This is a genomic window from Acinetobacter sp. V2 (assembly GCF_001188385.1).
Classification (GTDB): Bacteria; Pseudomonadota; Gammaproteobacteria; order Pseudomonadales; family Moraxellaceae; genus Acinetobacter; species Acinetobacter oleivorans.
This window is the reverse complement of record NZ_JZFB01000001.1, coordinates 1,116,192-1,128,174: the sequence shown is the minus strand read 5'-3', so window position 1 is coordinate 1,128,174 and position 11,983 is coordinate 1,116,192. Positions and strand designations below refer to the sequence as shown.

Sequence of the window (11,983 nt, the reverse complement as noted above, 5' to 3'; positions counted from 1 at the left end):
CCCGCAGCACCCCCGCCATAAATTGCGTTACTGCCGCGAATCACTTCAATGTTCGCAATACTTTCAGGGTCAATGGCTGAAAGTCCACGTGATGTATCGCGCGTTAGATTCATCGGCACGCCATCGACTAAGATGAGGGCATTACGGCCACGTAAGGTTTGACCATAATCGGTAATGGTTCGGCTTGAGTCCGATAGGCCCGGTACGGCTTTCGCTAAAACAGTCGCAATACTTCCAGATGAACCATTTCTTAAAAGTTCAATTTGTTTTTCATCTAACTTGGTGACTTGTTTGGCAGAGGTAGAGAGTTCATCTGCACGTGAAGCAGTAATTGTAATTGTAGGGAGTGCTTCAGGTTTCTTTTCTGTTTCTGTGGTTTCAGCAGGTGAAGCTGCAAATGCTGAGTTTGAAAGGAAAATAGCTCCACCAAGTGAAAGAAGTGGAATGATATTTTTAACTTCAGACTTTCTTGTAAAAAGTTTATTACTTTTTATCTTATTTCCCATTATCTCGCCCTGAGAGTGATTTTAAATTGAGCGAATTATAAATGAGAATCATTGTAATTAACAATATTATTAATTGCTTAAAAATAATATATTTGAAATTTATTCAATGAATTAGGGGAGTAGGTGTCTATTCCCCCAAAAAATTGAATAGTGATTAGATTTCTTTAAAAGTATTTAGGTGATTTTGATGGGCACGGCGAATAATGCTGCGGTCATCCCCGAGTACAAAAAGCTGAACAGCTTGCTGTTTCCAAGCTGCAATATCTTCAGGTTGTCGGGGAATAGCACAGAAATGCTTTTGACTATTTTTAGTCTTTGTATACATCTCTTGAACTTTCTCTTTGACTTGCGAATGGCTGGTTTGCCACGGCATTCCCATCGATTGAGAAAGGTCGGCAGCACCTTCAAGAATAATATCGATGCCTTCGACTTTTAATATTTCATCTAGCTGCTCTAGTCCTTCTAAGCTTTCAATCATAGCAATGACAACAGTCTCGTTTGCAGCCTGTTGAACAAAACTTGCTAAATCATCTATGCCGTATCGATTTAATCTAGTCGAATTCAGTCCTCTTTGCCCAAGCGGCATATAGTGGCAATAGTTCACAGCTTCTTGAGCTTGCTGAGCATTTTCAATACGCGGAAACACAATACCTGTTACCCCTGCATCGAGCAGAGGTAGTACTAGGTGGTTAGCGTTTAAAGGTACTCTTACAAACACATCAAGAGACATAGCTCTAGCGGCTAAAATCATGGTCTCGACTTGAGACGTACTAAATAAAGTATGTTCCAAGTCGATAATAATAAAGTCGTAGCCCGCGAGTGCCAGTTGTTCGACATTAATCGGAGAAGCTACGGAACAAAATATTCCGTAGAGCATCTCGCCATTTGCTATTCGTTTCTTAAAAGAAATCGAATGCTTATTCATATTCAATTTCCTTAATAAGGCTGAGCGGGTTAGGTGTGGTTTGTACTCTTAAGCGAATTTCAGGAAGGAAGCGGCGGCTTGCGAGCTGTTCAATATCGATAGTGTCATCTGTAAAGTTAAACAATTCATATCGTTCGGCAAACTCTGGGTGAGCTTCTTTATGCTGATTAATAATAGTTCTTAACATGGTCCAGAATTTGATTTCATCGAAGTCATAATGTTCATTTAAGAAAATTGCTAACTCGGCCAAATTTACAAACCAAAGTGCATCTTGAGTAAAGTCTCTTAACTCATTTGGAGAGTGGGTTTCCAAGAACGAGTTCGGGTTAATTTTGGCATGTTCCTTTGGTGCATCTTGCAAGTTAGGTAAAAGCTCTGGCTCACGTAAAAGATGACGGCTAAAACGAATTCCATCGTGGAAATCTTTCAAGGCCGCTTTAACGGGTAAGCCATTTTTATGAATCAGTACCATATTTTGTGCATGTGATTCTAAAGCGAGGCCGTGGCACCATAAAATATGCATGATGGGTAAATAAGCATTGGTGAGTAATTTTTCTAACCAGAACTCGATACCGTACTCTTGAATCCACTCATCGATTAGCGGTTTTTGGTCCGTATCAACTTGCATTAAACCTGTTACTGGAGTGGCAGATTCACCTTCTTTTAAGTAGCTGTAAATACTTTCGCGCCAAATGCAGGCAAGTGCGCCGTATTGAACAGGAAGGGCAATCTGCTGGTTCACTGAAAGACCGCCAATCTCTCTTAAAATAACAGGCTTACGCTGTTTCTCTAAAATATGATCTTGCTCAACAATGTTATACAGCCAGTCACTCATTTTCGCCGCATTTTGAACGGTATGCGGTGCCAATACACGAGAGGTAGAGGTATTGACCAAGTTCATGGCCAATTTGAGAGAAAGCGCCGAGATATCACTAATATTCGATAAGGTCCGAATCGACTGTTGAGGTAAGTAAGTCGGACCTTCAATATCTAACGGGATGATCAGTTGGTTGCTAATTGCATCTTGATAATATAATTCAATAATTTTATCCCACTGCCACGGATGAATTGGGGTGAGAATATAATCTTTAAAATCTACATTTTGCTCTTTCAATTGATCATTAATAGTTTGTAGATCTTTCTCTGAAAAATGCTGTTTATAAAGCTGTTCTAAGTTAATGGTTTCACTTAATATCAGTTTGCATAAACTGTTATGAGTTGCCACCCATTGAACCGTAAAACCTTGAGAAAGCTCGGGTGCGTATTTCTGATTTTCTTTTAAATCGAAGCCGATACGAGACTTAAAACTTGGATGATATAAATGCGCGTTGGTAATTCGTGCTTCTTGTTCTAGGTAAGGCAAGGTTCTTAAAGGTTGAGCAGGGGCTTGGCTCAAAGTTTGCGCATGTTTAACGTAAGTTAAATTGAGTTCATCATTAAAGTTTTGCCATTTAACTGGGTCAGCTTCAATAATATTTTTTAGGTCAGCAAGTAGCGTTTTTAAGTTAGGGTGAGTTTCAGCATTTAAAGTAATTTCAGAACGGACTAAGCTTGAAGGATCTAACTTAATTCGTTTAAAACTGAAATGTCGTTTGGCCGCGCAAGTATAGAAAACAGTATCGGAAATATAAAACTTGATCTGACCTTTAGAAAACTCGTATTTAAAAGTATTTTCAAAAATGAGTGCTTCTAATAATTGACTCGTTACGCGATTTTCCGCGAGGGTTTTATAATTGGTTTGTTGGGTTGGTTGAAGAGGGCTAAGCGCTTCTGCACCGCGATATTTATAAATAGGGTTTTCAACTTCAATCCAGATTGGATTACCACCACTGTGGTAGAGCGTATTTAACATATTTGCCTTGATTGGTAATGTGAGTGAATTAATTAATAAGTCGCGGTACTGCTGACCTTTGGCGCTAAACTTTTCTTGTGTGAGCGTAAGGCGTGTGGCTTGCCAAAGCTCAGATTCTTCAATGGCCGTAACGCGTGCAATTGCACTGATGAGATGAGCAATGTGATTGATCACGAGGTAATATTTTAAAAAGGTCCAAGCATCTTTTTGAGAGAACCAAACAGTGCTATCTTCAGAAATAGATGAGTCGTCTTCTATCATTTCTGGAACAATGCTAATGCCTTCCATATCTCGAAGAATAAGACGATGTGGATAACCGTTTTTAAACTCCATTAAACTGTTTTGCATGTGAGCTTCTACGCTAATGCCTTTATTTGCAAACAACTCAACTAATGGAATGAGTGAAACTTTAACGTACTGTTTCCACCAAAAAGTAATGAAATCTTTGGCATCTTTCGATTGTAAGTTCTGATTCGGTGCTGCTTTTTGAATAAAGCTTAAGAGGGGAATCTCATGGTTTTCGTTTTCTTCAACCAAACCGCCCAGCATTCGGGTGTTTTCTAATACATCAGAAGCGAGTCCCGCTCTATAAATAATGCCAAATGAACTTTCAAGCTCTGGAATTTTGACTGTTTTTGCTTCTAACTCCGGCAGAATCACAAAGTCTGGATATTGTTCATTAATCTTGTGATTAATAATAATTTTGCTCGCATCAATCGCACGTTCCATTTCATCCATTGGGTTATTACGAATGAAACTGGTAATTCGTACATCAATAGAGAGTTTTAAGAATAGGTTCGATTGAGGTAACCACACTGTACGAACGGATGAGGTCGGCCATACGGTTTGACCTAAAGCTCCCAGATAGATCACGTCTTGGCTATCTAAATATTTCTTTAAAGAAGGATGTTGAAGTAAGAAGTTGGCTTGCCAAGGGTGAGTTGGCATCAATTCATAATTTGCTAAGTTTTCTTGCAAACGCTCTTTTGCAGTTTCTAAAACTTCATTTTCAATATGGTGAGAAGGTTCGGTCTCACTTACAAGTTTTTGGATTAGAGAAGAATGAACCGCAAAGTAATGGAGTTGGAAACTTGCGCCTAACTCAGGACTATATTTTTTCATGTCTTCTTTAGAAAAACCTAAGTTGGCTTTAGAGGTCACATGAAAAGGGTGCCCATATAACATGCCTTGTTCGGTTGCTTGAAAACCGCTTAACTCTTTAGTTGCTGATTGGGAAGGCTTATTTTCTAAAAAGAATTTTGTGTTATCGATACTATTGGCAATATCGGAATACAGATTCTTATTTTGGTTTTTATCTTTAAATAAATTATTCAGTTCATCTGTAATCAGTTTCACTAACTGTTTAGGGTCGGTGAGTGAGTCAAATGTATTGTCGTGTAAGTTTTGCAGGACAAAACCACGTTGATATCTGTGATAGCCAGTGGTTGATAAGTGCTGAACTGCGCCATAAACAATCGTGTTAGATGCATTAAACGTATAAGCAAAATACAGTGTGTCTGGTTGCTCCGCATAAAGTATGAATAAAGGAGAGTCTTGAGAGGGAATAATGTGCTCTTCAAGATTCACTTTGAGTTCACGAAAGAAAGTATTCAGGTACTGTTCGAAAAGTTTATAAGACCATGCATCTGTTGTAATAATTGAGTTCATTCTTGTGCCTCTTCTAAAATTGTATCCATTAAGAATCTGTTCAAAATCACTACTAATCCCGCACCGATAAAAAATAGTGAGGTGCAGATTAATGCAGCGGTAATATTGAAAAATGAGTAGGTGAGCGTGATCGTGATTGGGCCAATAAGCTGTCCTAAGACAAAGGCACTGTTAGAAATACCAATCACTTTTCCTTGGCTTTGAGCGCCAGCTTTTAGAGAAATTGTGTGTAAGATCGAAGGAATAAGGGCTGCAAAGCAAAAACCTTGTATGAGTCGTAATACAAGAATCAGCCAGAGATTAGAAACCCATATCAATGCGAATATCGTGATGCCGCAAATTAAAGATGCGTAAATGAAGTTATTAAAAGAGTCTCCTTTATCATCATTTCTTTTCCCCCAATAGGTTGCAGCAACAAAGGCTGCTCCCCATGAAAGCGCATGAATGGTGCCCGTTAAACTCGCAGCAGATAACGATGAGTGAGTGCTTTGGCTTATTTCACTAATGTATAAAACGAAGCAAGACACCAAACCAAAACCGCCGGCTTGAACCAAAATGCCGGCGCTTAACCATGAAAAAAGCGTTCTATCAAAGAAAGCTGGAAGCTTAGATTTCTCTTTGGTTTTTGTGGTTTCGGTTTTAACGGGATTGGTTAATACAAATGACGCAATCACAATGAGTGTCATCACAACAAAAGCTGTCGCGTTAAGTAATACTTCAACCCGCCATTGATCCATAAATATTCCGCCGAGTACGGGGCCACATAGACAAGCGAGCGCTACGCTACTTTGTAGTTGCCCAAAAGCGGCACCTCGTTGTTGCTCATTCGAGAGATATGAAACATATGCATTTAAAATCACGGAAAGACCGCAAAAACCGAGTAAAATTCGCGCGAAAATAAATAGGTATAAATGCTGAGCACTGGCCATAAGCAGTATTGAAATACAGAATCCCGCCAGCGAAAGTAACAAGGCTTTTTTATGGCCAAATGTGTCGGATAGATGGCCCACAATCGGTGCTGTAAATAAGCTGCCAATAGCCGGAGCTGCGAGTGCCAAACCTGCCCAGATAGTGGGAGCACTCATATGCGCCGTCAGTTTTTCCATATAAAGCGGCATGATCGGAATAAGCACCATTAGCCCAAAAGTGGAAAAAAACTGACAGAGCAAAATAATGAAATGATCTAGGCGAGATGAGCGCATGATTTAGATATCCATGGTCTCATAGCTAGAAACAGATAAGCTGTGATAAGGGTTTTGCGTAGTTCCGATTTTACTTGGCATGCCGGTTGAGTCGCTTTCTTGCGCAAGTAAAGGCGTAAGTAGCTGTTTGAATGGCCAAGTCTTATTGTCAAAAAGATAGGTTTGAATTTGCGATTTTGTTTGTTCTGAAATGGGTTGGGTTTCTACAAAATCATGAATAATGTCTTGAACCATCTCCCAAAAATCGCTTTCTGTACGATCCGTATATTTCAACGTAGCTAAAGCAATCGGGTAGAGGTTAATTTGAATCCCTAAGGTAATGAAGTAATTAAATAAGTCTTCATTTTTAGTAAAGATAAGATTGTTTGGTGTGCTGGTATCAATGGTATAAACCGGAGGTGTAAAACCATTTTCTTCAATGGCTGTGGTACATATTCTTAAGGTATCGTGGTCACGTAAAATAAAGCATTTCAACTTATTATTTTCATAACACACCATGGTGTTTTGTCCGTGGCATTCAGGCATGATGCCTTTCGACCAAAGCGTTAAGAATGTTTGAATAAAATGAACACTTAAGTCTTTTAGTAATGACCATTTGTCACCTTCAACGCCTAAAGTTTCCCAAGGGTCAACATACGGACAGCTTAAAGCTGACATAGTAATTGGTGTAACGTTTTGATTCTGGCAAAGATCCGGTAAATGTCTGACTTGGCAACCGATTACACCTAAATTTTTTACAATCGGCTCTTGTTTACCGAGCACCCACCAGTGGGTTTCATTGCTCAAAAAGAGACGATTTTTTATTAAAGCAGTTTCATTAATGACTTCATTTAAAAAATCATAAGCCGTATGACCATTTATTAAATAACGGCCTGGCATAGAGCGGATTGCACCTAATGTTTTGGCATTGGTTGAGAGTTTTAAATGCAGAGTAGGGTTTGCATTATGAATAAGCGTTCTTAAAGAAGATGTCGGTAAACCAATTGTGGTGACATGGTTTAGGTCAATACCACCGTACTTATTTTCATCAAACTTTAAATAGCGATGTTGAGTCTCTAGCAAAGGTAGGGCTAAGTAGTCATCTGAAAGCTGAGCCATTTTGTCAGCAATCAGACTTTCCTCAGCTTCTGCTAACAGAAGCTCTTTATGAGGAATCGACTCCATATTATTGATCACGTCATCTTTCTTAAATGCCCACCAGTACACCTCAATTTCTTTTTGAGTTGTGAGCGGAGCGAGTTCACCTTTTGAGTGAGCGAATGGATGAAATGGACGGTCAGCTACCAGCGATAGCAATTCACTAGTAATCAAAGGCGAAGAAAATGAAAGGGCTGACTGTAAAATTTGAGGAATTTTTTCAGCCGTTACTAAGTTGTCTAGCCAGTAATCAATCGCTTTTTGATGGTGTGGTGACGGCCACCAAGTTGCTTTCGTTAAATAGTTGAAAACTTCAGAAATCGAAATTTTAGATGTCGTATTGCTCAACAGGTTATGAAGCAAAATTTCGGGTTGGGTAACATAGAAAGGATTTACACCATCTACTTTTAAACAGTTGAAATAGAGTTCCAACTCATCATTGAGAGTAACTGCCAAATAAGGCTTTTTATAGGAAATATGATCTTTAAAATCTCCATAATTCTCCATGTAGAGTGCATCTATCGTTTTTTGTAGTTGTGCTGTGTAAATCCGATCTAACATTTTAGTTATTCCTATTCTTATAAAAGTGGTAGAACCGTGCCAACGTTTTGCTCTTGTGCGGCATTAAAGAACCACTTAGCGCAGACAATGTCATCAATTGCCATGCCCATTGGGTTGAGCAAAATGATTTCATCTTCGTGTTCGCGGCCGTTTTTATGACCAATAATGATGTCGCCAAGTTCAGCATGTAGTTTTTCACGGCTGAATAAGCCATCTTCAACCAGCACGTTGATGACTTTCTTTTCTCGGTTTGATTGGTCCCAGTCATCTACAATCACTTTGTCCACTTTTAAGAAGACTTCAGGTTCAATGTCCATAATTGAAATGTTTGAAACAAAGCAGCCTTTTTTAAGCCACTCAAATGGAATGTAAGGCTTATCTGAAACGGTACAGGTAATGAGGACATCAGCTTGCTGAATCGCAGACTTAGCGCTGTCATGAATTTCAATTTCTAGATGTGGATATTCTGATAAGAACAATGCTTTGAGTTTTTCAGCCGCTTCAGGGTTCACATCAAATAAATGGATTTTTTTCACTTGAGCATATTGTTCAAGTACCGTCTTAATCTGCATTTGCGCAATTGGTCCGCAGCCAATTACAGTAATGTCTGAAAAGTCTTTTTTTGCTAGATATTTAATCGAAACACCCGTAATTGCAGCAGTTCGCATAGCACTAATTAAGCTGCCTTCCATCACCGCAACTGGATAATTTGTTTCTGAGTCATTTAAAACAATCAGTGCACTGGCACGCGGAATATTGAATTTTTTAGGGTTATGTTGTCTTGAACCAATCCACTTAATTCCGGCAATCGGGTCATTACCGCCTAAATAACAAGGCATAGCGATAATACGGTCAGCAATATGGTCTGCACCTTGCCAGCGAAGGTATGGTTTTAAGGGTTGTACAAACTGTTTATTCGCATGCAGCGTTAAACCTTCAGTAATCGCTTCAATAAATGAATTACTATGATTTGCGCCAAGATTTAATAAATCTGATTGACTTAAATAGCGAAGGGTAGCCAAATTGCTCATGAATATTTCCTAAGGAGAGGGTTAAACAACATTTTGTAAAGTAAGGTTTTCTTGACGTCGTAAGTTTCGATTGAAGTGACGTTTCTTGATCATTTCGAACCATTCATCTTCATAAACCAGATCGAGATAACGATCACCGCGATCTGGTAAAAGCGTTAAGACGCATGAACCTTCGGGAATGGTTGGAATCAGTTTTTTGATGGCTGAAATAGATGAGCCGCTTGAACCACCTGCAAAGATTCCTTCGTGTTCAAGAAGTTCTCTACAACCAAGTGCCGATTCATAGTCATCGACATAAATGACATCATCAATTTCATCGGGGGAGAGTAGCGGTGGGACAGTACTTGCCCCAATACCGGGAATTTCGCGTGGACCAGATGTGCCACCGAACAGTACAGAGCCGACAATATCGACTGCGATTACTTTTAATTCTGGAAATCTTTCTTTAAGACGACGAGACACGCCCATAATCGTGCCGGAGGTACTTGCTCCAATCACGAGGTAATCAATCTTGCGATCAATTTGATTTAGGATTTCTTCTGCTTCACCAAAATAGTGGCTTTTCCAGTTGTTTGGATTTGCATATTGGTTAATCCAGACTGCATTTGGCAGTTGTTGGCAGAGACGTTTTACGGTGTCAATTCGGGTTTTTAAATAACCACCGTTTTGGTCTTTTTCAGAGACCATTTCGATGTTGGCTTTGTAAAGCTTCAGCATTTGTAAGTTTGCTGAGGCAATTTTTGGGTCAATAACGGCAGTAAATTTTAATCCATATATTTTGCATGCCATTGCAAGCGCAATCGCTAAGTTTCCTGATGAACTTTCAACAATATGACTATCTTTATTAATTACTCCAGATTTTAAACCTTCCTGTAGCATGAATAATGCTGGACGATCTTTAATACTTCCTCCTGGGTTTAACAATTCCATTTTCGCAATCACTGAGATCGATTGATGCGTGAATAGCCTTGATAGTTGTAATAGTGGCGTTTTACCTATGCAGTCGAGAATATTTTCATGGATCATGGTAGATCTTCTCAGGTTTTTATGTGATGTGAATGATAATGATTATTAATTTAATTATTATTACCATTTGTGCCATGATTGTTGCGGTTTGTAACTCAAAATAGGGGGGACTTATAGGATTTTTCACTAATTTTTTTTGTGTAATTATTTGAATCGTAATATTTATATTTTATAAAGATAAAAATTAATAAATGTTTTAAATATAAGTAGATAGGCAATAAATTACTTTTTAACTAAAAAAATTAATCTAATTAAGACGGATGTTTGAAATTACTTTGAAGCAATAAAATTTATGACCTGACCCACATAATTTGTGTATCACTATTTTGTAGAGATCATAGAGAGATTTAATGCACAAAAAGAGAGGACTATTTTAAGTACTTTCTTAACAGGTTGATAATGATTAACGAAATTGATGATGTGGCAGTTATTGATATGAAAATGTCTGAAAATGATATGTTTAGATAGATATGATCATTTCCATAAGCGCTATATTTTCAATGGATCAGTTGAGCCTAGAAAATATAGTAATGCGTGTTTCGCATTTTGTCTTATGGGTCTTTCAAGCTGTCTTTTTTATAAAAGACAGCTTTTTTTATGCTGATTTGACTCTTAGATTACTTATGAAGAATATCGCTGTTTGGCTTGTTCATAAGCCTCAAGATTAATGCATTGAGCACCCAAGCTTGTGATTTGTGCTTGGTCAATTTGAAGTTCATCCCACTTTTGCATTTGCTCAAGCAGCCAATAAAAGTCTTCTACTTTTGGAAGCGCACTTTCTTTTACTAGATGTCGAACAATTTCCTGAATCTTAAAATATTTATCGACATGCACTTCTTCTGAGCAATGAAAACGAACAATTTCAAACTCAACCAATAACTTTAAAATCGGAGCAAAGTCTTGGAACTCACTCAATTCTTGTTGGGCTTTCATAATTGCTGCGGTAAGCGCGACTAGTGTTTGTGGGTGCTGATTTGCCCATTCCTGTGTTACGGCTAAAACCTTGTCAGCCACAGGAGGAATAATGTTTTGGCTTGAGCAGATCATTTTACTTAAACCAAGAAGCTCACCTTGGGTATTCCAAGGTTCACCCACACAAAAACCATCAATCACATGTTTATCGAGTGCTTCGACCATATAAGGTGGCGGTAATGTTTTGAGCTGAATAGACTGCGCGATTTTTGGATTTGCTAAAGCCAACCATTCTCTTAAACAATAATGATGAATAGAATGCTTAAACACATGCGCTAACGAAATAGAGTGACCTTGTTCAAGATAGCTCACCACTTTTTGCGCCGTTATTTGAGCCGTATCATTTTCTTTAATTGTAAGTTGATGAGTAAGTTTTTGACTTAAGCTAATGAAAGCACGGTTTTCACTTAAAACCAGTGATGTTTGCAGTGGCGTGCCAATTTGATCTGTGCCTACAGCCGCCGCAGGTAACATTGCAGATAAGCAGTGCGCTGCATCTAATAACCCAAAAGCCAAACGGTCTCGAAGACTTGCCCATGATGCTTCTTTAACTAAAGTGACGTCTAAACCAACTTCTTCAAAGAAGCCTCTTTGTTTTGCCCAAAGTAATGCAAGACAATCAAGCAAAGGAATATAGCCGAGTTGTAATTGAGTCTTTTCTAATGTGCTCATTTATTCATCCTTTAGTTGGTTGCCAAGTAATTTTTGAGCTTCAAGTAAACGCCGTGCCATTTCTCCAATCGTAATCCGGTGACTCATCGCATTTTTTCTAAGAAGCTGAAATGCAGTTTCTTCAGGTAGTCCATGCAATTGCATCAGTAGAACTTTAGCTTTTTCAACATCCTTACGGTCAGCAAGTTTGGTTTGAGCTTCTTTTAAATCGCCTTCGAGTTTTTTGTGTTTTTTATATTGCTCGATCGAGATTTCTAAAATGGTATGTAAGCGGGCAGGGTCTATGCCATCGACGATATAAGCAGTTACTCCTGCATCGATGGCTTGTTTGATGGTGTCTTTATCTGAATTTTTAGTGAACAGGACTGTAGGTAGATCATAGCTACTGACACAGCTTTCAATAATGTCGCGGTGAGGATGATCCATATCGA

9 protein-coding genes and 1 pseudogene are annotated in these 11,983 nt (G+C 38.7%); 1 reads left to right on the top strand and 9 read right to left on the bottom strand.

Going from position 1 to position 11,983, the window contains the following annotated elements:
• The 7 genes from UC75_RS20260 to sbnA form a co-directional block, all read right to left on the bottom strand.
• Window positions 1-506, bottom strand: a 506-nt coding sequence (locus tag UC75_RS20260) for a TonB-dependent receptor plug domain-containing protein (RefSeq protein ID WP_228137097.1), incomplete at its 3' end; no start/stop codon positions are given.
• A gap of 154 nt (window positions 507-660) precedes the next feature.
• Complete coding sequence (locus tag UC75_RS05125) at window positions 661-1,431, bottom strand: HpcH/HpaI aldolase family protein (RefSeq protein ID WP_049836913.1); 771 nt, start codon at window positions 1,429-1,431, stop codon at window positions 661-663.
• Window positions 1,424-4,951: an IucA/IucC family protein gene (locus UC75_RS05120; protein ID WP_049836912.1), complete on the bottom strand. Its 3,528-nt coding sequence runs from the start codon at window positions 4,949-4,951 to the stop codon at window positions 1,424-1,426. The genes UC75_RS05125 and UC75_RS05120 overlap by 8 nt, the downstream gene beginning before the upstream one ends.
• Complete coding sequence (locus UC75_RS05115; protein ID WP_049836911.1) at window positions 4,948-6,153, bottom strand: MFS transporter; 1,206 nt, start codon at window positions 6,151-6,153, stop codon at window positions 4,948-4,950. Before UC75_RS05115 ends, UC75_RS05120 begins: the two co-directional genes overlap by 4 nt.
• A 3-nt stretch (window positions 6,154-6,156) precedes the next feature.
• Window positions 6,157-7,797: an IucA/IucC family protein gene (locus tag UC75_RS05110; RefSeq protein WP_128825197.1), complete on the bottom strand. Its 1,641-nt coding sequence runs from the start codon at window positions 7,795-7,797 to the stop codon at window positions 6,157-6,159.
• A gap of 71 nt (window positions 7,798-7,868) precedes the next feature.
• Window positions 7,869-8,882, bottom strand: a complete 1,014-nt coding sequence (gene sbnB, locus UC75_RS05105) for a 2,3-diaminopropionate biosynthesis protein SbnB (protein WP_003652251.1) — start codon at window positions 8,880-8,882, stop codon at window positions 7,869-7,871.
• Window positions 8,883-8,903: 21 nt separating this feature from the next.
• Window positions 8,904-9,908, bottom strand: coding sequence for a 2,3-diaminopropionate biosynthesis protein SbnA (gene sbnA, locus UC75_RS05100; protein ID WP_031948605.1), 1,005 nt, complete (start codon window positions 9,906-9,908; stop codon window positions 8,904-8,906).
• A 500-nt stretch (window positions 9,909-10,408) separates the two neighbouring features.
• Here sbnA and UC75_RS19245 point away from each other — a divergent pair.
• A pseudogene (locus tag UC75_RS19245) lies at window positions 10,409-10,504 on the top strand (hypothetical protein); the annotation flags it as partial.
• A 25-nt stretch (window positions 10,505-10,529) separates the two neighbouring features.
• Here the strand turns inward: UC75_RS19245 and UC75_RS05095 are convergent.
• The gene (locus UC75_RS05095) at window positions 10,530-11,552 is read right to left on the bottom strand and encodes an ABC transporter substrate-binding protein (protein ID WP_049836909.1); all 1,023 of its coding nucleotides are present in this window, start codon (window positions 11,550-11,552) and stop codon (window positions 10,530-10,532) included.
• Window positions 11,553-11,983: ANTAR domain-containing response regulator (locus UC75_RS05090; RefSeq protein WP_228137096.1), on the bottom strand; the 431-nt coding region annotated here is incomplete at its 5' end. It abuts the gene before it with no gap.

Excerpts from the sequence above, each read along its gene's own strand:
- UC75_RS05125 (WP_049836913.1), bottom strand. The coding sequence starts at position 1,431 with ATGAATAAGCATTCGATTTCTTTTAAGAAACGAATAGCAAATGGCGAG.
- UC75_RS05120 (WP_049836912.1), bottom strand. The coding sequence starts at position 4,951 with ATGAACTCAATTATTACAACAGATGCATGGTCTTATAAACTTTTCGAA.
- UC75_RS05115 (WP_049836911.1), bottom strand. The coding sequence starts at position 6,153 with ATGCGCTCATCTCGCCTAGATCATTTCATTATTTTGCTCTGTCAGTTT.
- UC75_RS05110 (WP_128825197.1), bottom strand. The coding sequence starts at position 7,797 with ATGGAGAATTATGGAGATTTTAAAGATCATATTTCCTATAAAAAGCCT.
- sbnB (WP_003652251.1), bottom strand. The coding sequence starts at position 8,882 with ATGAGCAATTTGGCTACCCTTCGCTATTTAAGTCAATCAGATTTATTA.
- sbnA (WP_031948605.1), bottom strand. The coding sequence starts at position 9,908 with ATGATCCATGAAAATATTCTCGACTGCATAGGTAAAACGCCACTATTA.
- UC75_RS05095 (WP_049836909.1), bottom strand. The coding sequence starts at position 11,552 with ATGAGCACATTAGAAAAGACTCAATTACAACTCGGCTATATTCCTTTG.